At 70.3% G+C, this 19142-nt stretch carries 22 protein-coding genes; 10 read left to right on the forward strand and 12 right to left on the reverse strand.

Translation table 11 applies throughout. From position 1 onward, the window contains the following. Positions 1-377: 377 nt before the first annotated feature. Positions 378-1430 (reverse strand): fatty acid desaturase family protein, encoded by a 1053-nt coding sequence (locus tag GQF42_RS34125; protein WP_158926409.1) that lies wholly within the window; start codon positions 1428-1430, stop codon positions 378-380. Between the two features lie 248 nt (positions 1431-1678). On the opposite strand from GQF42_RS34125, the gene GQF42_RS34130 reads away from it, so the two are divergent. The 4 genes from GQF42_RS34130 (at position 1679) to GQF42_RS34145 (ending at position 4682) form a co-directional block, all read left to right on the forward strand. Continuing rightward, positions 1679-2656, forward strand: a complete 978-nt coding sequence (locus tag GQF42_RS34130; protein WP_158926411.1) for a magnesium transporter CorA family protein — start codon at positions 1679-1681, stop codon at positions 2654-2656. 138 nt (positions 2657-2794) lie between these two features. Then, positions 2795-3382 carry a DUF5994 family protein gene (locus tag GQF42_RS34135; protein ID WP_325100370.1) on the forward strand — a complete coding sequence of 196 codons (588 nt, stop codon included), beginning with the start codon at positions 2795-2797 and terminating at the stop codon, positions 3380-3382. A gap of 6 nt (positions 3383-3388) precedes the next feature. Next, a complete protein-coding gene (locus GQF42_RS47770; protein WP_407699506.1) occupies positions 3389-3913 on the forward strand; it encodes a hypothetical protein in 525 nt (174 codons plus the stop codon). Positions 3914-4196: 283 nt separating this feature from the next. Continuing rightward, entirely contained in the window at positions 4197-4682 is a 486-nt protein-coding gene (locus tag GQF42_RS34145) for a DUF5994 family protein (protein ID WP_069777876.1), read from the forward strand. A gap of 39 nt (positions 4683-4721) precedes the next feature. On the opposite strand, the gene GQF42_RS34150 is transcribed toward GQF42_RS34145, so the two are convergent. The 3 genes from GQF42_RS34150 to GQF42_RS34160 form a co-directional block, all read right to left on the reverse strand. Continuing rightward, positions 4722-5990, reverse strand: a complete 1269-nt coding sequence (locus GQF42_RS34150; protein ID WP_158926413.1) for an ATP-binding protein — start codon at positions 5988-5990, stop codon at positions 4722-4724. Between the two features lie 119 nt (positions 5991-6109). Continuing rightward, positions 6110-6973 (reverse strand): slipin family protein, encoded by an 864-nt coding sequence (locus GQF42_RS34155; protein WP_107461324.1) that lies wholly within the window; start codon positions 6971-6973, stop codon positions 6110-6112. A 124-nt stretch (positions 6974-7097) separates the two neighbouring features. Then, positions 7098-7790: a DUF5994 family protein gene (locus GQF42_RS34160; RefSeq protein WP_107461326.1), complete on the reverse strand. Its 693-nt coding sequence runs from the start codon at positions 7788-7790 to the stop codon at positions 7098-7100. 344 nt (positions 7791-8134) lie between these two features. Between GQF42_RS34160 and GQF42_RS34165 the strand changes: the two genes are divergently transcribed. Next, positions 8135-8740 (forward strand): DUF5994 family protein, encoded by a 606-nt coding sequence (locus GQF42_RS34165; RefSeq protein ID WP_055707165.1) that lies wholly within the window; start codon positions 8135-8137, stop codon positions 8738-8740. A 62-nt stretch (positions 8741-8802) separates the two neighbouring features. Here GQF42_RS34165 and GQF42_RS34170 read toward each other — a convergent pair whose 3' ends face one another. The 7 genes from GQF42_RS34170 to GQF42_RS34190 form a co-directional block, all read right to left on the reverse strand. Beyond that, positions 8803-10044, reverse strand: coding sequence for a PP2C family protein-serine/threonine phosphatase (locus GQF42_RS34170; RefSeq protein ID WP_158926415.1), 1242 nt, complete (start codon positions 10042-10044; stop codon positions 8803-8805). A gap of 351 nt (positions 10045-10395) precedes the next feature. Next, positions 10396-10551: a DUF6131 family protein gene (locus GQF42_RS45105; RefSeq protein WP_099054839.1), complete on the reverse strand. Its 156-nt coding sequence runs from the start codon at positions 10549-10551 to the stop codon at positions 10396-10398. Between the two features lie 85 nt (positions 10552-10636). Next, positions 10637-11245 carry an alkaline shock response membrane anchor protein AmaP gene (locus GQF42_RS34175; RefSeq protein WP_158926417.1) on the reverse strand — a complete coding sequence of 203 codons (609 nt, stop codon included), beginning with the start codon at positions 11243-11245 and terminating at the stop codon, positions 10637-10639. 27 nt (positions 11246-11272) lie between these two features. Then, positions 11273-11899 carry a DUF6286 domain-containing protein gene (locus tag GQF42_RS34180; RefSeq protein WP_233273549.1) on the reverse strand — a complete coding sequence of 209 codons (627 nt, stop codon included), beginning with the start codon at positions 11897-11899 and terminating at the stop codon, positions 11273-11275. 112 nt (positions 11900-12011) lie between these two features. Beyond that, positions 12012-12419, reverse strand: a complete 408-nt coding sequence (locus GQF42_RS34185; protein WP_158926419.1) for an Asp23/Gls24 family envelope stress response protein — start codon at positions 12417-12419, stop codon at positions 12012-12014. Next, positions 12416-12583 (reverse strand): hypothetical protein, encoded by a 168-nt coding sequence (locus tag GQF42_RS45110; protein WP_030645371.1) that lies wholly within the window; start codon positions 12581-12583, stop codon positions 12416-12418. The genes GQF42_RS34185 and GQF42_RS45110 overlap by 4 nt, the downstream gene beginning before the upstream one ends. Before the next feature lie 84 nt (positions 12584-12667). Beyond that, positions 12668-13159, reverse strand: coding sequence for an Asp23/Gls24 family envelope stress response protein (locus GQF42_RS34190; protein WP_158926421.1), 492 nt, complete (start codon positions 13157-13159; stop codon positions 12668-12670). 153 nt (positions 13160-13312) lie between these two features. On the opposite strand from GQF42_RS34190, the gene GQF42_RS34195 reads away from it, so the two are divergent. From GQF42_RS34195 to GQF42_RS34210, 4 genes are all read left to right on the forward strand, one after another. After that, positions 13313-13888, forward strand: coding sequence for an RNA polymerase sigma factor (locus GQF42_RS34195; RefSeq protein WP_199272894.1), 576 nt, complete (start codon positions 13313-13315; stop codon positions 13886-13888). After that, complete coding sequence (locus GQF42_RS34200; protein ID WP_158926423.1) at positions 13879-14550, forward strand: Asp23/Gls24 family envelope stress response protein; 672 nt, start codon at positions 13879-13881, stop codon at positions 14548-14550. The genes GQF42_RS34195 and GQF42_RS34200 overlap by 10 nt, the downstream gene beginning before the upstream one ends. Beyond that, positions 14547-14915, forward strand: a complete 369-nt coding sequence (locus tag GQF42_RS34205; protein WP_233273550.1) for a hypothetical protein — start codon at positions 14547-14549, stop codon at positions 14913-14915. Before GQF42_RS34200 ends, GQF42_RS34205 begins: the two co-directional genes overlap by 4 nt. A 98-nt stretch (positions 14916-15013) precedes the next feature. Next, positions 15014-15235, forward strand: a complete 222-nt coding sequence (locus GQF42_RS34210) for a hypothetical protein (protein ID WP_158926425.1) — start codon at positions 15014-15016, stop codon at positions 15233-15235. Between the two features lie 397 nt (positions 15236-15632). Here GQF42_RS34210 and GQF42_RS34215 read toward each other — a convergent pair whose 3' ends face one another. Beyond that, positions 15633-15980 carry an ANTAR domain-containing protein gene (locus GQF42_RS34215; RefSeq protein ID WP_308437751.1) on the reverse strand — a complete coding sequence of 116 codons (348 nt, stop codon included), beginning with the start codon at positions 15978-15980 and terminating at the stop codon, positions 15633-15635. 1642 nt (positions 15981-17622) lie between these two features. Between GQF42_RS34215 and GQF42_RS34220 the strand changes: the two genes are divergently transcribed. Continuing rightward, positions 17623-18843: a PP2C family protein-serine/threonine phosphatase gene (locus GQF42_RS34220; RefSeq protein WP_233273551.1), complete on the forward strand. Its 1221-nt coding sequence runs from the start codon at positions 17623-17625 to the stop codon at positions 18841-18843. The last annotated feature ends 299 nt before the right edge of the window (positions 18844-19142 follow it).

The following is a 19142-nucleotide window of genomic DNA, read 5'->3' on the forward strand; positions in this document are numbered from 1 at the left end:
CTCGGCGCCATGAGACGAAGCCCCCGCCGGAGCGCTCCGGCGGGGCTTCGCCGTGATCTCGACTGTGCTTGCGCGCATGACCGCGTTCGGCTCCGCACACAGTGCGCGCTCCTGCGATGCTCGCGGGACGCTGGATTTGCGATTGCGCCCATCTGGGAGGGGAGCCGTAAGACGACGCAGCCGCGCCGGGAAGCCGACGGGGCTGTTCCAGCCGCTGGGTCTCACCGGATCACTTCAGCCGGGCACCGGGAAAAGGCGCTGGAGTACGGCAAGGGCATCTGGATGCGTTACAGCTGCCGACTCATGCAAGCGGTTCGACGGGATTGCCTCCTGGTTCAGACAGGGCGGCGAGATCATCTACCGTCGGCGCCGGTGCGTCATGCTCGGGCGCTGCTGATACGGGCACGCCGCAGTGGCGCTCCTGCTCGGTGGAGACTGGCGAGTGCTTGCCGGTAGGAGGCGATCAGTCCGGTTTCCAGATAGTCGACTCCCAAGTCCTGGCAGTAGTGGCGGACGATGGGCCGGGCCCTGCGCAGGTGGGGGCTGGGCATGCTGGGGAACAGGTGGTGTTCGATCTGGTGGTTCAGGCCGCCCAGGGCGAGGTCGGTGAACCAGCTGCCGCGTACGTTGCGTGCGGTGAGGACCTGCCGGCGCAGGAAGTCGGGGCGGTCGTTGCCGGTCAGGGTCGGCATGCCCTTGTGGTTGGGGGCGAAGAGGTAGCCGAGGTAGAGGCCGAACAGGCCCTGGTTGACGGCCAGGAACGCGATCGCCATGCCGGGTGGGAGGACGAGGAACACTGCGGTCAGGTAGGCGGCGATGTGCCCGTAGAGCAGCGTGCCGTCCAGGACGCGGTTCTTCAGGGCGCGGTTGCCCAGTGCCCGCGCGCTGGAGACATGAAGGTTGACCCCTTCGAGCAGGAGCAGGGGAAAGAAGAGGAACGCCTGCCGACGGCCGATGATCCTCGGCAGTCCGGTCGCGGCGCGGGCCTGGTCCTGGGACCACACGAGCAGGTCGGGGGCGATGTCGGGGTCGAGGTCCTCGTGGTTGGGGTTGGCGTGGTGGCGGGTGTGTTTGTCCTGCCACCATCCATAGCCCATCCCGATCGCGGCCCCGGCGATGCGGCCAGCCGTCTCGCTGGGCCGGCGCCGACGGAAGACCTGGCGGTGGGCGACGTCGTGGGCGAGCAGAGCCACCTGGCCGAACATCATGGCGAGGAACGCGGCGACCGCCAGGGTCCACCAGCCGGCGCCGATGACGACGAACGCGCTCCAGCCCCCGGCGTAGGCGACGGCCACGGCGATGGACCGGACGGTGTAGTAGCCGGGGCGCCGGTTCATCAGGCCGGCCTCGGCGATCTTCTTCGACAGGCGGGCGAAATCACTGCCACCTGCGGGGGGAGGCGGGCGACGGCGCGGGGTATGGGTGGTCATGGTCTCGGAGTGTCCTTCCCGGCTGACGTGCCGCATCCGGTCGTGCGGTGTAGGCCGGATGCGATGCGGCAGCCGGGTACCCACATCCCTGCCTTCGGACCGGCACCCGATGTTCGTCGGTCGGAGCTCCGGATGTCGCGGGCTTTGACGTAAGGCCCCCACGGAGGGTGGCTGCTGTCGATGAACCTGCCGCGCTGGCAATCGGGGCGAAGCGGCATGACAGGGGTATAAGACACTAGCCTCGGGCCATGGTGACGCGTACCCGGCTGTATCACGACGGCACTCTGGTCCTGGAGGACTTTCCCGTCAGTGACGTCCCTGCGCATCTCGCTGATCCGGCGTCGGTCCTGTGGCTGGACCTGCACCGGCCCGGAGCCGCTGAACTCACCATGCTCGGTCAGGAGTTCGGCATCCACGAACTGGCTCTGGAGGATGCCGCTCACCATGGACAGCGGCCGAAACTCGACCGCTATCGCACCCACGAGTTCCTCAGCGCCTACGCCGTGACCGTCAGCCCGGACGGTGCGCAACTGACGTACAGCGAGATCGCCGTATTCCTCACCAGCCAGGCCATGATCACCGTCCGCAAGGACGACGGCCTCGACATCGAGGACGTCGTCGCCCGCTGGGACGAGAGCCCGGACCTGGCCGGCCACGGCGTCGGATTCCTGCTGCACGGTCTGCTCGACCATCTCGTGGACGGACATTTCGCCGCGGTCCAGCAGTTGGACGACAGCATCGAGGACCTGGAGGGTCTGCTCTTCGCGGCCGGGCGCCGTGAGATCGAAGCCGTGCAGCGCCGAGTTTTCGCACTGCGTAAGTCGCTCGTCCAGCTGCGCCGCGTCGTGCTCCCGATGCGTGAGGTGGTCAACACCCTCATGCGCCCCGGCCTGCACCTGATCAACGATCCTCTCGCCCCGTACTACCAGGACGTCTACGACCACGTGCTGCGTGCCACCGAGTGGACGGAATCACTGCGGGACCTGGTGGCCTCGGTCATGGAGACGAACCTCTCGGTCCAGGCCAACCGCATGAACCTGATCATGAAGAAGGTGACGAGCTGGGCCGCGATCATCGCCGTACCCACCGCGATCACCGGCTACTACGGCCAGAACCTCCCCTATCCCGGTTTCGGCCGCGAGTCGGGATTCGTCACCTCCGCCGCCGTCATCGTGCTCCTGTCCGCATTGCTGTATCTGACGTTCAAGCGCAAGGACTGGCTCTGACCGGCATCGGCACCGGCGACCAGGTCCCGAAGGCAGGAAACTGCCTGGTCATCCCGGGCTTTTCGGACCGGTGAGCGGAGTAGTGTGAAGACACCGGGAGTTCTTCGCGCACCGGCTCCGCTGCGGGTGCCGTTCCCGGTGATCGACAGCGCCGGGCCGCACCCACGAGCCCGGGGACAGGTTCGCGCCATGGCCGTGACCATTGACCGTACGACATCGAGCAGATGTGCGCCGCCGCAGCCGGCCCGGCTGTCCCTGACGCCCGCGCCGGGCGGGCTGGACGGTATGTGGTGGCCTCGCTCCCGTGCCTTCACCCGTGAGCTGCCGTCGTTGACGGCCGCATTGGGTGATCTCTGGGGTCGTATCACGAGTGTCACCGTGCACCCGGCCTACTGGCCCGTCCTGCCGCATTGGGTGTCCTACGCCGGGCGCACCGTGCAGGTGGGCTGGTCCACCGAGGAGCAGGATCCCCACCGACTCACTCTTTTCTCCGCTGACGGCCGCCGGGACGTGCTGGTGATTCCGCCGGAAACCGGTGCGGATGCCGCCGCGCAGTTGATGGTCGGCGACGGCGTCGATGCCTCGGCCCGGGAGCAAGCAGCAGACAGGATCGATGCACGAAACAGGGAAGAAGCCTGGGAGGACGACGGCGGAGCAGGTCGACCGTCGTCCCGGCCCCGGCCCATCGGCGCGGCAGGGCCTTCGCCCGCCGGTCGACGGAGGTGAGATCCCATGCTCGTCATCGCCGTGGCCGTGCTGCTCGTCCTGATCGCCGTCGGAGTCGTTCTGATCCACCAGCTCAATGGTCAGCACGCCGAACGGATCGCTGCCTTCCACTACAGCGATGTTCTGCCGGGGATCGGGCGTCGGCCCCGGAGACACCGTCGGTCGGTGGACGCGACCGTTCCGACGCGCCCCACCGCGACGGCGACCGCGGATGACATCGGCTTCGGCCCGACCGTGGGCAGTAGAGGAAGGCGCGTCATGGCGATGTTGCGGGACCGGAAGACGTACCGCGAGAGGATCATGCAGGCTCTGTACCAGGCCGCCGAGGGTAATCGCCTCCTGGGTGTCGATGGGGCGAAGCTCCGCACGGACCTGGGTATCCCTGAGCAGGACATGGCCGCTGCCTGTATGTACCTGGCAGGTGAAGGCTGGGTCGTCGTGGACTGGGAGAGGGGCAACACGCCCGGGATGATCACGCTGACGCACCAGGGGATCCGGCAGATGGAGACGGAAGAGGAAGGGCGTGGCTGAACCGCCGCGTCGGCTTCTCGGACCGAAGTGAACCCTCGCAAGGATTGCTTATGGCGGATTAGTCCCTTTGACGTAACCTGGAAAGCGGGTCGGCGCACGCTCACGTGCAATGACCCGGAAGGGCGGCTCCGGCGGGTATACGCCGGAGCCGTTGCCTGTTTCCGCAACCGCGCCTGCGGCGAAGCGCTCGCGGGAGCGTCGTGCGGAGTACCGTGAGGTAGCAGGGTCGTATCATGGTCGCACGCCGTGCGGTCGCACTGCTCTCTGCGGACGGGCGGACACCATGGCAGGCTCAGACACCCCCGACTTCCCCAGGCTCCTGCCGGACGCCGTGCACCGGTCGGTGAAACCCGGAACGGCCCTGCTGCGACTGGAGACCACCCACGCACGCGAGGGAATCCTGGACGGCGCATGGTGGCCGCGGTCCCGGGACATCGGTGCCGAGCTTCCCTCGCTGATCTCCGCGTTGACCGAGCATCTCGGGCCTGTCACCCGGGTCGGTCTGGACGGCAGCGCCTGGGACGAACTGCCGACCCGGGTGATGGTCGACGACCGGGTCGTGCACATCGACTCCTTCCCGGTCGGTGACGACACCGTCCTCATCACCCGAGGCGAAGGGGACCTTTTCTCTCTGTTGCTGGTCCCTCCGGACACGTCGCCCGACGCGGCACGCGCCGCGATGGCCAGGGCCGTACGGGCCGAAAACGTCACCGAGGCCAGGCAGATCCTCATCGAAACGGGCAGCGACACGCCACCTACGCCGGCCTGACACGTCCGTCGCAGATCGACTCCCCACCCGGCCTGGACGCTAGATGCGGGCGAACTCCTCCGTCTGCTGGGCGAATTCCCGGGCCATGGCAGCGCTGACCGTGGGCTTGGTGTCGCAGATCGTGTCCAGGTAGTCGTCGGTGGTGGGGGTGGTCCGGGTTCCGGTGTCGAAGGTGCGCTCGAACTGGGCCTGGGAGACGGTACGCGCCGCGTGGGCGATGTCGGCGGGGGTGAACCCCTCGCTGGCGGACGCGAGTACCGCGCTGTCGGCCCGCGCGCCCGCTCGGGCCAGGTAGCTCTCCCACAGTGCGGTCCTGGCGGTGTGGTCGGGAGGGCCGATCGGCAGCACGTAGTCGAAGCGGCCGTGCCGCAGGAACGCGGAGTCGAGCGTGGTCACGTTGTTCGTGGCGCAGACGAGCAGCCGTCCGTCCTGGCTTCGGAACCGGACGATCGCCTTGAGCAGTTCGTTGACGACGCCGACAGCGGTCGCGTCCGCGCCGCCGCGTTCGCCGGCGACCTCCTCGACCTCGTCGATGAAGACGAGGACGTGGTCGAGCCGGGCGATCTCGTCGAAGCGCCGGTTCAGCCCGGTCGCCAGGCCGTACTCGGCGGCCAGACGGGCGGGGAACAGTTCGAGGAAGGGCCATCCCAGGCGGCTGGCGATCGCGTGCGCGAACGTGCTCTTGCCGGTCCCGGGCGGGCCGAACAGCATCACCGCCCGTGGCGGTTCCACTCCGTGCTGGGCGGCCAGTTCGGGATGGGCCAGCGGCAGGACCAGGCGCCGCTCGATGAGCTGCTTCTCCCGTTGCATGCCCGCGACCTTCTGCCAGAGCCCCCCTGGCGGCAGCTCCGCTCCGAGCGAGGACAGCGTGCCGGCCGACTGCGGGGTCACCGGTCCGCGTTTCTCGAAGAAGACCAGCCCGGGGCGGGCGCCGAAGTCGCAATTGCGCAGGGCGGTGGCACCGGTCTCGCCCTCGGGCAGGGCGGCGTGCACCGCGCGGACGCCGGCGGCGAAGACGCGTTGCTCAAGGGCGGTGATCAGGGCACTGCCCAGCCCGCGCTGCCGCCAGGTGGGCGCCATGCAGATGCGCAGGATCCATGCCCGTTCGCCCTCCACCCTGCTCACCGCGGCGCCGATCAGCACGTCGTCGGCCGTGGCCACCACGGCCGGGTGGCGGGTCTGGAGGGCCGTCACGGCGTCCGAGAGTGGGAAGAGCGGCGGCTCCTCGGTCGTGCCGCTCTGCATGTCGACACGGATCACCGCTTCGAGATCGTCCTGGGTGTAGTCCCTGACCCGCCAACCCGTCATGATCAGCTCCGCGTGTTCGGCCGTACCCCCATCATCAGCCGGTGCCCGGAGGATGCGCGCGACAGGCGACGGTCACGAATCCTCCCTGGTGCCACGGATCGCTCGGGCCGTAGTCGGCTTCACGCCGCGGTGCCGGGCGCGCTGCCTGCCGGGCTGAGGGACGTGTGGGTGCGGCCGGTGCCGGCCGGTGGCGCTGCCGCGGCGGGTGCGGCGGCAGCGGTTTCCCGGGCGAGGAAGGAGCCGAGCTCGCCGATCGTGCTCATGAGGGGGGCCGGGAAGACGACGGTGGTGTTCTGGTCGACACCGATCTCCACCAGGCTCTGGAGATTGCGCAGTTGAAGCGCCAGGGGGTGGGCCATCATGGTGTCCGAGGCGTCGCCGAGCGCGGCTGCGGCCAGGGACTCGCCCTCCGCGTTGATGATCTTCGCTCGCTTCTCCCGCTCGGCCTCAGCCTGGCGGGCCATGGCGCGCTTCATGGTGTCGGGCAGCTGGATGTCCTTGAGCTCGACCAGGGTGACCTGCACACCCCAGTCGACGGTGGTGACGTCCAGGATCTGGCGGATGTCCAGGTTGATGCGGTCCGTCTCCGACAGTGTCTCGTCGAGCGTGTGCCGGCCGACGACCTTCCGCAGGGTGGTCTGGGCGATCTGGTTGATCGCCGCGTTGACGTTCTCCACGGCGACGACCGACTTCACGGCGTCGACGACCCGGAAGTAGGCGACCGCCGACACGTCCACGCTCACGTTGTCCCTGGTGATGATGCCCTGGGACTGGATCGGCATGGTGACGACCCGCAGCGACACCCGGTGCAGGGCGTCGACGAACGGGATGATGAACCGCAGTCCCGGGGAGCGTGTTCCGACGAGTCGGCCGAAGCGGAACAGCACTCCCTTCTCGTACTGCTTGACGACCTTCACGGACAGGGCGAGGGCCAGGACGGCCAGAAGACCGATCACGACGATGAGAACGATCAGGGCTTGCATGTACTGCTCCTCGGGACGAGGACCACGTGGGGCGGAGACTCGCCGGTCGAGACCCCTGCATGTGCCTGCGCCGGCTCGTGAGGCAGGTCCGAAACCCGTGAAGGCACCGGTCGTGGCGGCCGTCTCACATGCCGATGACCAGGCGACTGGCGCGATCCGTCCGTGCCGGAACGGCCGCTGAGGCGGGGCCGTCCTCCTCGTGCTTCCCTGCCTCGTCCGGTTCGAGTGGCCGGTCGGCGGCGGAGACGGCGTGCCGGGTCTCGTCCGCGGCGATGAGAGCGCTTGCGGTCAGCGGTGGGCCGTCGTAGTCGGACGCGGCCGCCATCAGGCGGGCCGCCGACTCCGTCTCGGTCTCGGGCGGGATGACCAGCAGGTCCCAGCGGCCGGTGCCGTAGGAGAGCAGCAGCAGCTTGTGCGGGTCGATCTCCGGGGTGAACCATCCGACCTTGACGACATGACCGCCCACGGGGATCTCGTGCGGGATGACCGGCCAGTACTTCGGGTTGACGGCGATGCGGGTGATGCGGCCCCACAGAGGGTCCAGCACATCGGTCAGTGCGGGCAGCTCGCTCAGCAGGTCTCGGGAGCGGGGCCACCAGGCACCGTCCAGGAGGCCGCGCGACGGGCCGTCGGTCTTCAGCGCGAGACGCACGGCCGGGGCTGCGACGGGCTCGTGGTGTGGCAGGAGTTGGTGCAAGGTCGCCGACATGATGCGGACCCGTCTCCGGGCCGCCTTGGCGGCGCCCCGGGTTTCGTCTCTCGCCGAGAACGACCCGGCGTGGAAGCCGGTGTGCGAAATGCCCTCGGTGCTGTCCACGGTACTCCGCACACGCCGGGGCGGTTGTGGAGACGCCGCCGCATTCGGTGAAGCGGCTGTCGATACCGGCGGCAGTGGGCCGAGGGCGCCGGGGCCCTTCGTATGCCGGCTCCCGGACCGGTCTCACGCCCGACGGCCCGCATGCCCCGGCCCAGCACTCCCCTGGCTCTGTGACGTGTGTCGTTCCGTTCAGCCCGTCACTCCCCGCCAGTCCGCCGGGCCTCGGCGAGGAGTATCCTGGTGATTACCGAGAGCATCTCGTACACCGGCTTCCACGCCGGGTCGTTCTCGGCGATTCATGGCAACCGGGCCGGCCGTGACCGGCCCGGGGTTGGGTCCGCGTCATGACCGCGACCATTCCGTTCACACCCGCAGTCGGAGACCGGGCCCCTTCTTCGTCACCGCTCCGACTCACGCTGGCGCGGGCCGGCGCCCCTCCGGCCCTGATCGACGGTGCCTGGTGGCCCCGTTCGCGCAACCTGACGGAGGAGCTCCCGGCGCTCGTCGAATGTCTCGACCCGCTGTGGGGGCGGATCACCCGGATAGCGGTGAGCCGCACGTTGTGGCCGGTCATCCCGGGTGAAGTGCCCGCGCACGGCCACATGGTGCGCGTCGGCTGGTCCAACGCCGGGCAGGACCCGCACAAGCTGTTGCTGCTGTCCCACACCTTCGGCCGCTGGGACCTGCTGGTGATCCCACCGGAGACAGCCCCGGCCACCGCAGCCCGGCTCATGGCCACGGCCACCGACCCGTCGCGGAGCCTCACGGCGACCGGCCTGATCCATGAGGCCGAACGTTTCCGGGCCGCGGCAGAGGCAGCGGCCGACTCGGACTCGCTCCGGGAGGCGGTCTGGGACTCCGAAGGCGGACACGACGCCCCCCACCCCGCCTCACGCACTCCTGACGGACCGGTCACCCGTCACGTGCCCACCGCGGCAGCAGGAGTGTGAGAGATCGGCGGTGGGGGAAAGGCTGCGTGCCGTCGGCCTTTCCTTGGGGGTGGGAGGCCGGCTCACTCCGGGAGGGCGAGGTCGTCGGTGGCGGTCCCGCGCCATTCGATCAGCAGGAGCGTCGCATCGTCCGTCGTGATCCCGCCCCGCGCCCGTTGCAGCGTGTGGGAGAGGGAGCGCGCCACCGTCCGGATCTGCTGGGCCGTGGGCTCAAGGCGGTTCACCCACCCGATGAGCTGCTCCTCACCGAATTCCTCACCGCCGACATCGCGCTCCTCTATCAGTCCGTCGGTGAAGCACAGGATCCGGTCGCCGGGCATGAGAGCCACTTCACTGATCCGGGGCTCGTGACCGCCGAAACCGACGGGCAGCGTCGTCGGGCCCTCCAGCCGTCGTACGACACGGTGTCCACGGATCAACAGAGGAGCGGGATGTCCGGCGTTGACCCACTGAAGCCTGCCCGTTGCCGTGTTGAGCCGCATCATCTGAGCGGTCACGAAGTGGTCGGGGCCGAACTGATCGGCGACGGCCCGGTCCATGAACGTATAGATCTCCGACAGGCCGACGCTGATGCGCCGGGCATGCCGGTAGGCTCCGATGACCACCGTGGCCATCGTGGCGGCGTCCAGTCCGTGGCCCATCGCGTCGACCATGGCCACATGCAGGACATCGCCGTTGAGGGCGTAGTCGAAGCTGTCGCCGGCCACGTCGTAGGCGGGTTCCAGCATCCCGGCCAGCTCGACCCGGGGCGTGGACATCGCCAGCGGTGGCAGCAGTGACCACTGGATCTCCGCCGCCACACTCATCGGTTCTCTGCGGCGCAGCCGGAAGAACAGATCGGTGTAACCGTGCTTGGTCACCAGCATGTCGGCCACGAGTGAGGCGAGCCTGCGCAGCAGCCGTCGCTCGTCGTCCTGGAGACGGTCCAGGGTGACGGCCATGACGCCCACCTGGTCGCCACCGTCCAGCAGGGGCAGATAGACCCGCACACCGTCGGCCTGCGAAACCTCGACGGGACGCGCTTCCCGGAAGGCGCGTCCGGCGTCGGAGCCGTCGATCGGCTGCGGTTCCCCGGCCGCCAGCCCGTCGCCCGGCAGGGGGACGAGCCACACCTGGCCGTAGTCCTGCAGAAAGAAAGAGGTCTCGCGGCCGTCGAGCCTGCCGATCTGCCGTGCGACGAGCGGACCGAGCTCGTGCGGCGGCAACTCGTGCCCCTGGTCCAGCAGGACTCCCAGAAACTCCTCCCCGAAGTGCTCCGACCGGGTGGAGCCTCCCGCGGGTCCTTGCCGCTCACCGCCCGTCATCGCCGTGGCCCCGGGGGACGTTCGGGCGGATCCTCACGAAGGTGCTGTGCATACGAACTCCCGACGGAGACTCACCGGCCGACGCGGTGGGGAACTTCCGCCCGGACCGTGGGGGCCGATCCACCGACTCCCCAACGAGTCGGCCGTGCGCTCGTGCGGCGAGGACCGGCACAACGGCCACCGGGCGCCCCGCGTCCGAGCCGCGGCGGCTGGCCGGCACCGGCGGCGGCCTCAGCCGGATCGACCTCTTCGCCGTCGTCGTCCGCCGCCGCGAACATCTTGGTGGGGTCCGCGCCGTCTGCCGGCCTGCCCGCAGCATGGATCTCTGCCCTGCAGGGCAACCGACCCCGCCTACCAGTAGTGGCGTCGACCGGCGACGGCGTGTCCCATCGCGCCGAGGATCCACAGGATGGCTCCCACGACCAGCAGGATGATCCCGATGGTCCACAGGATGGACAGGCCGGTGAGGAAGCCGACGACGAGCAGAATGACGCCCAGGATGATCATGATCTCTCCTTCGGGGAGTGGTGCCGGCGCGCCCGCGAACTGCTATGGGCCGCAAGGGCGTCGGCGGGAACGGCCGATCTCCTCCTCACTCCACGCGGTGTGGTCCGTGGCGGCTGACCTGTAGGCGGACCTCGGTTGGCATGTCGGTGAGGCCGGTGGACCGACGCGCGGTGCCGATCGGGCCTTCGCACAGGGCACCGAGAGTGGCGCCGGGCGTGCCCTCGGGGGTGAGGGTGAGGTCAATGCGGGTGCGGTGGCGGGCCGGTCGGCCGGTGATGACTACGGCCGCATGGCCTACCCCTGGCAGGGCACCGGCTTCGTTCGCGATCGCTTCGCTGAGTGCGCGGTCGCGCAGTTCGACGCCTTCCTGCGGGGGTGTGCCGCCGACGGGCAGTGAGCCGGGGCGGTGTCGGCTCAGCTGGGCGAGCAGCCACCACAGGGCGAGCAGGGCGGTGAGGACGAGGGCGGCGATGACCGCGGGCCACCACCACCAGCCCTGGCTGCTCCAGCGTGCCCGGTCGGCGGAGCCGAGCAGGACGTCGGCCGGGGTGGTCAGGGGCCAGCCGGCGGGTGGGGCCAGATCGTGCCGCCGGTAGAGGTCGAGCCCGGCGAAGAGGATGAGCAGTCCGCCGCCGAGGAAAACCAGTCCGGCGAGGGCCAGCAGGGTGCGGTTGAGGGCGGATCGCGGCGTCATGGCGGGCTCCGGTGCTCCGGGTTTGTGTCAGCGGGTGCGTCGCCGCGTCCGTACGGCGATGCGGGGAGGACGGGCGAGGGCGAGCCGGTCGCGCTCCTCGTCGAGGACGGCGGTGAGGTCGTCCTTCACCTGTCGGGGGTCTCGGAAGCGGACGTCCGCGCGGGCTTTGATGCGGTGGCGGCCCACCATGACGTGCGCCGCGCCGACTCCGGGGACCCGCATGGCGGCGTCGCGCAGCAGGACGGCGGCGCTGTTGCGGTCCACGAAGGCCCGCAATCGCGGGCAGCCGGCGGGTGAGCGCAGGGGCAGCCAGCGTCGCTGACCGGGGGTGAGGGCCAGGACGATCAGCCAGACGCCGACGGCGGCGGCCACGGCGGCCCCCGTCAGCATCCACACGTCGTCCACCGGGCGGGTCGCCAGTTCGTCGGCCAGGTGCCGCCGCCAGGCCGCCGCCGGACGTCCCACCCGTACGGCGACGACGTCGACGAGCGCCGCGACCGCGGCCACGAGGATCACCGCGGCGACCATCGCCGCCGTGACGCGGCGCGCGGACCACTTGCGATGTGTTCGGTGTCCTCCTTCGCGCTCACCGGCTGTGAGGTCAGAGGTGGACACGTCGCGTTCGGGAGGGTCGGGCTCCTTCGCCAGGGGCACCGCGGCAGGGTGCGTGGTCGACTCGGAGCCGCGGCCCGGGGGACGTGGACCGGATGTCATCGCGATCGCCCTTCCTGCACGGCGTGCCCGATGACCCGGGCCGCCCGGCCGCTCACCGGACCCGCCCCCGGCTCGAGTCGGTGGCGGTCACCAGCCGCCGGACGGTGAGGAGGACCTCTCCCACTCGCAGCCCGGTCAGCTGGGCGACCCGTTCGGCGACGTCCCGCTGGATCCGCTCGCAGACACGCGGGATGTCGGTGGGGTAGGGCAGGTCCATGGTCAGATGCAGGCGCACCGATCCGGTACGGACGGCGGCGGAGGCGTGGGGTGCCGCAGGTCCGCCCCGATCGGGCGGTACCGCGGCGCGCCGCGCCTGCGCCGAGCGCGCGGCCTGCGCGGCGATACGGGCGACCACCCTGTCCGGGATGACGGTGGCGCCCCGCTCGGCCGGGGGCGGCAGCCCGGCGGCCGACGCCGGCGGGCTCGACCCCTCGCCGGGGGAACCGGGCCGGCTCTTCACCGCTGCCTCCGTGTCCGGAGGTCCAGGTCGCCCTGTACGACGAGGCCGACGATCAGCCCTGCCGCACCCAGGACCAGCACCAGCAGAAAGGCCCAGAAGCCGCCGAAGTAGCCGGCGAAGCCGAGGGCCATGCCGGCCGCGAGTCCCGTCGTTGCTGTGTTCATCTCGCACTCACCCGTCTCGCGAGCGCCCCTCTCACCGTGATCATCCGCTCGGGCCCGAGGACACGGCGGTGCTCCCGGCAGCGGTCACCTCACGCGGCCCTCGTTCGGTTCGGTCTGTTCCTCCTCGTCGTCGGGCAGGTGGACGTCGTCGACGGCGATGTTCACCTCGACGACCTCCAGGCCCGTCATCCGCTCCACGGCGCTGATGACGTTGGTGCGTACGCCGCCCGCGACGTCGACGATGGAGACGCCGTACTCGACGACGACGTCCAGGTCCACCGCGGCCTGCCGTTCCCCGACCTCGACCTTGACGCCGCGGGTGACCGCTCCGCCTCCGCCCGCGCCGGGGACGCGTTCCCGCATGGCGCCGAAGGCGCGGGCCATCCCCGCTCCTAGGTTGTAGATGCCCGGTACCTCGCGGGCGGCCATGCCCGCGATCTTGGCCACCACACCGTCCGCGATGGTGGTCCTGCCCCGTGTCTCGGCCGGAGCCCCGGCCCCGGTGCGGCCCTTGAGCGCGCTCACGTCCGCTTCGGGCCGGCTGCCCCCGCCGACGCTGGTGATGTTGTCCGTCATGGCGGTCGCCTCGATCGGTCGGCCGGACACCGGAATGGTGCCCGTCAAAGGTTGGACATACCGGGCGGCGTGTTCCTCACATGCCCGATGTGTGACATGCATCACAGCTCGGTTCAGGGGTACACGCTTGTTCCGAGCCTGCGTGGGAGCGCCATGATCGAACGCACTGCTTCCCCACGACTGGGATGCGACCTGCCCGACCGCCTGCTGGCCGTACGGGCGGCCGAGGGGGACGAGGACTCCTTCGCCGTTCTCGTCCAGCGGCACAGCCGGTCCCTCCTGGCCCTGGCCCGTTGCATGCTGGGCAACCCCCAGGACGCAGAAGAGGCCGTTCAGGACGCCTTCGTCAGCGCCTGGCGCCACCTGCCGGAATACCGCCACAGGGCGGAGTTCCGCACCTGGATGTACCGGATCACCGTCAACCGCTGCCAGACCATGTGCCGCCGCCGACCGCCGCCCCTCCCCCTGGACGCCGTCGCCGAACCCGCGGCGGGCGACGCGTGGAGCCAGCCCGCCCGGACCGCCGAGCAGGACGCGGCCACGGCCGCCCTGTCCCGCGCACTCGCCGAGCTGGACGCCGGGCAGCGGGTCTGCTGGATCCTGAGGGAGGTGCAGGGCTTGCCCTACAAGGAGATCGCGCACGTGACGCGTACCGGCGAGCAGACGGTACGCGGCAGACTGTTCAGGGCACGCCGATCCCTGCAGGAGGCGATGGGCCCATGGCGCTAGACGACCCGCACACGCGGCCTCCCGGACCGCCCGGAGCCGGCGGGCCCCGCAACGGCTCGGCCGCCGCCGACGTGCCCCCGATCGCAGGCGATGAGGTACTGCCCTGCGGCCGCCTGCTCAGCCGGGTCTGGGAACAGGCGCGGGACGCACCGCCGGCCGCCGACCTGCACCCGGTGTCCTGTCCTCACTGCCGAGAGGCAGTCGAGGGACTGGCAACGGTGAACGCGGCCGCCCGGGCGCTGCGCGACGAGGACCCTCCGGGCCTGCACGCACTCGCGGACCGGGTCATGGACGTCGTCAGGGCAGAGGCCCGGTTCGGGCGACTGCTGCCCCTGGCCGACCCCGACCGCGACCTGCGGATCGCCGAGAGCGCCGCGGCGAAGGTGCTGAGGCAGGCCGCGGACACGGTCCCCGGTGCCAGGGCCGCGACCTGCCGGCTCGTACCCGAGGGCAACGGCACCGACGTGCGGGTGACCATGACCCTGGCCGCCGCCCTCGACCGCCCGCTGCCCGACCGGGTCCACCAGGTGCGCCGAACGGTCCTCCACTCGGCCGGACAGGACCTGGGGCTCACGGTCACAGCCGTCGATATCACCGTGGCCGACGTTCTGGAACCGGGGCCGACCCCAGGTCCCCGCCTCCCGACGGGCGGTGGCGCATGATGACCGCCACCGGCACCACCGCGCTCCTCGGCGTCGCGGCCGAGGCAGCCCTCGCGGTTCCTGGCGTGGCCGCCCTGCAACCCCGCCTCGCCCGGCGCCTCGCGGCAGCCGCCGCGCCCACCCGGGCGGACACCACGCCACCCGAGGCCGGCATACGCGCCGACCGGGCGCCGGACGGGTCGGGATGGCACATCGAGGTGCGCTGCGTCCTGACGGAGGGTCGGCGGGCGCTGGACATCGCCCGAATCGTCCACGACCGGGTGACAGCCGCCCTCGTCACCCACCTCGCCACCCACGGTGCCGCGGAGCCGGTCACCGTCGCGGTCACGGTGACCGGTATCGCCGCCTGGCGCGACGCGGCATGAGCGGCGGCGCGGGCACAGGCCCCACGAACCGTCGTTCGGCAAGCTGGTTTCCCAGGGCGGAAGCGGCCGCGGGGCCACCAGGCGGGCAGGTGGTCGCCATGGACGAGGATGACGCGGACGCGGCGCTGCGAGCGGCGCTCGACCAGCTGGCGTTCGCCACCCGGAGCGCGGCGGCGCTGTCGAGCACGCTGGACGCGGTCGAGGGGCTCAGGCGGGTGTGCCGCGTGCTGGTGCCGGGACTGGCCGACTGGTCCGCGGCCGGTCTGGTGGACGAGGACGGCGCCGCCGAGCGGGTCTGTTTGACCCCGACGCGGCCCTGACCGGCCTGACGGGACCGTTGCCGCCGGTGCCGGAGACGGCGACGGGCCCGCTGTCCCGGGTGCTTCGCGGCGCCGGCCCGCTCCTGTTGTCGGCCGGGCGGCTGCCGGCCGCGCAGGAGGCGTCCGATCCGCTGCACACGGCAACCACGCAACCGTTCGCGCGACTCGGGGGAGACTCCGTGATCGTGGGGCCCTTGCGGGCACGCCGGCGAGTGCTCCGGAGCGTGCGTCATCAGCGACCGCCGGTAAGTCTGGCGTGCGACGTTTTGGTCAGATGGGTTCGGGGACGCGTTGAGCGGAGGTCGCGTCGCGTGCGGGTTCGGAAGTGAGCTGGCATTCAACCGTCCGCCCGCCCTGCCGTCCGGCTCGGAACGCGGGCGGCAGAGCTGTGCTGCGTTCAGATGGACCGTGCGGTGGCCAGTGCCTTGTCCAGGGAGGTGCGGATCTCATCGGGCAGCTGTTCGCTGTGTACCCACTCCACGATCAGTTCGGAGACCTGCCGCAGTTTTGTATTGGTGTGCTGTGAGACCTCTCGTAGCAGTTGGAAGCCCTGCTCGGGACGCAGGCCACCGAGGGTGATGACCACACCGATCGCTTGGTCCACCACGGTGTGGGAGACGACGGCCTCCTGCAGCTGACCGATTTCCGTCTGCAACTCGCTGATCTTGTTCAGGAGCGGTGTCCGTGCCGGAACCAAGTGCCCCTCGAGCCGCATCGGGGTGCCGTTCGAAGAGTCTTCCATCATGTTCACATCCCAGACCTCGGGTTTCCCGTCCGGGTCGCCGGTGCCGTACGGAATTGCGAGGACGACAGTTCGACTATTACCCCAGGTTGCCGTTTTCGTGCATCCCGTTCCACGGCGCGCAGCGGCCGTTGGAGCGGAGCTCACTCAGGTTTCAACTCGGCCATGACGGTGGGCCCTGCCCTGCGACGATCAGTACCGCTCGGATCGAGGGATGTTCCGTCCATGGTCGCGGTGCCTGCGGGCGCGCCTGATCGGGCGAAGGACTGCTCGACCACCAGACGCCGGGGCAGGATCACGAGGCCGGGTGGTGTCGTCCTGGCTCGGCTGACCGTCTTCAGAGTCGGTTCGAGGCTCCCCGGTGCCGACGCGGACGGCCGTGCGTTCGGAGTGCATCAACCGCAGCCGGAAGAAGACGTCCTGATCGCGGCGTCCCAAAGCATCCCCTTCTCCCGGGATTCTGCGCACGACCGGTCGCGGCTCCGATTGAGCGCCTGTCGCACATCGCGGCAGGGCATTCGGGTGTGGGGGACTCGAGAGGGGGGACCCAGGAGGTGGGCCGCGTTCAGCAGCGTATCCATGGGGCCGGCTCGACTCAGGCTCCTCCGGTTCAGCCAACGAGCCGGGGGAGCCGCTGACAGGATCGCAGTGGTGACGACCGACGACGATGCCCATGGCCCCGCCGTTGGTGTGGCGGGTGGCGACGGGGAGTTCCACGCACGATCCGTGCCGTCGCGACCTGGGAGGTGGCCTCGTCCCGCGGGAGCGCTGCCCGCTGTTGTGGGCACCGGCCGAGGGGCGTGCGGCGCGCGGGGACGACGACAGGTGCCTGCGTGGTGACGGACGGCTGGTCCCGACGTGCTCGGTCAGACTCTGGAGGTGGACGAGGCCCTCGCCCGGTTGAGCCGCAGCCTTGCTCCCCGCCTCACCGACCGGGCCGCGGTGGACCTGCGGGTCGGCTCCCGTCCGGCTGGGGCGACAAGTAGCCCTGGCCGCTTTCAGGGCCCTGTCCGCAGTTTCGTGAATCCCCAGGTCAGCGGGGGGGGGGAACGACGGGCACAGCGCCCACGGCGCGGTGAGGTTCTGTTCGGCAAAAGGCGTTCCGGAGCAGCCGCCCTGGCGCTCGCGTACGGCCACCTGGTCGTGTCGGTGCCCGCCAGGCGCAACAAGTCGAAGGCGACGAAGTGGGCGGGCCACTGCTCGGCGAGCCGGGCAGCGCCGGCGCCGCGCCGCTGGAGGCTGTCGGCAGGAGGCGACCCTGGAGTCGCTCGAAGGCGAGCCTGCTGGATTTCCCGTACGACCAGCTCGCCGTCCAGTGCCGTCGCGTCGGCAGCTGGACCGTGCCCGGAACGAACCTCGGGGAAGGACGGTGCGAGGTTCCTGCCTGCGATAGCGCAACACCAAACGCCCGGCATCCAGAGAGAGCAGCGCTCTCCAGCGATCGTTATCCAGACTCTGGCGTGTCTCCTAAGACATGGGCCCGTCGAGCCGCTTTTGTACAGAGCAGCCGTGGCGGCGCCGTCCGCGGGCGAACGCCGGAGCGTGACTGTTCACGGATTGACGCTCACTGCGGTGATTACCAAGCTGGTGGGGGGTTGTGGAAAGGACTGCGGTCGTGAGCGGTGGACAAAGTGGGCTCACCCGATTGCTGACAGCAGCGGAGACAGCGGCGCCGGCGGACGCCGTCGACGTGATCGCGGAGGACCTGCGGCGGCGTTTCGAGGCCACTAAGGTCTCTTTCCTCATCGTGGACCTGACGGGGAAGGCGGTGGCTCGGCTGTCCACCGCTCCCACTCAGGGTGCTCCCACTCAGGGTGGGCGGCAGGCCGAGCGGGTTCCCCTGTTCGGCAGTGTCTACGAGGAGGTGATCCGTACCCAGCGCCTGTATCAGGACGCGACCGGCGAGGGGCAGCGGGTGATCGTGCCCGTCACCAACCGCGGGGATGCGATCGGGCTGCTGGAACTGCTCCTGCCGACCGGCCCTGGCGAGGATGTGCTCGACGCAGTCGGGGAAGCCGCCCACATCCTGGCCTACATCGTGATCGCCAACGGCCGCTTCACCGATCTCTACACCTGGGGCAAACGCTCCAAGCCGGCCACCCTGGCAGCTGAAATCCAGTACCAGCTGCTGCCCCTGTCGCTGTCGTGCGAGGCCGCACAGTTCACCCTGTGCGGGAACCTGGAGCCCTCCGAGGACCTCAGCGGCGACACCTTCGACTACACCGTGGACCGCGACACCTTGCACGTGTCGGTGACCGATCCCATGGGCCACGACATGGATTCCGCCCTGGCCGCCACGGTCCTGGTGGGCGCCCTGCGCGGTGCCCGCCGGGCGGGCACCGGCCTGGGCGAACAGGCCCACCGGGCAGACCAGGCACTGATCGAACACGGCCACGGTCATGCCACCGGGCAGCTCCTGCGCATCAATCTCCATACCGGGCGGGCCCAATTCGTCAACGCCGGTCATCCCTGGCCGCTGCGCATGCGCGACGGGGCTGTGGAGACGATCACCTGCGAGGTGGACCATCCCTTCGGGCTGTCTGAGCTGACTCCCCACCCGTACCGTGTGCAGGACCTCGACCTGCGGCCCGGTGACCGTCTGCTCATGTTCACCGACGGCATGCTCGAACGTCACGGAGAGAAGGTCGATCTGCCCGCCCTGCTGGGGTGCACCCGGAATCTGCACCCGAGGGAGACCGCGCTGGCGCTGACGTCCGCGGTCCGGGACGCCGCCGACGGCCGGCTCGAAGACGATGCCACCGCCGTCTGCCTGGACTGGCACGGCCCCCAGGAGACCCAGCGGCACGTCAGCAGCGGCGCAGACACCCGGCAAGCCTCAGCCGCACGCACGAAGGACCAGTCGTGACCTGGGTGAACGGTGCCAACGCGAATGAGACATCACGAGGTGTCTGGAGAACCGTCCCACTTCTCCTCGGCGGCCCACCCATCGGGCGGCGCCGGGTCGGAGACGGGGGTCGCGAGCATCGGGTCCGGCAGCGCCCACATGCGCCATGCCTTCCACGCGGGCGCCCCTTCGTGCGGTGCTGCTGTTCCCCGTTACTCGAGTAGACCGAGTTCCCAAGCACTCGCCGGTGCCTTTGCCGAGTTGCTAGGCAGCCTCTTTGGCAGCCCGCGCCATGACTGCGGACAACCGTGCACCAGAAT

It is taken from the genome of Streptomyces broussonetiae (genome assembly GCF_009796285.1).
In the GTDB taxonomy this organism is placed as follows: Bacteria; Actinomycetota; Actinomycetes; order Streptomycetales; family Streptomycetaceae; genus Streptomyces; species Streptomyces broussonetiae.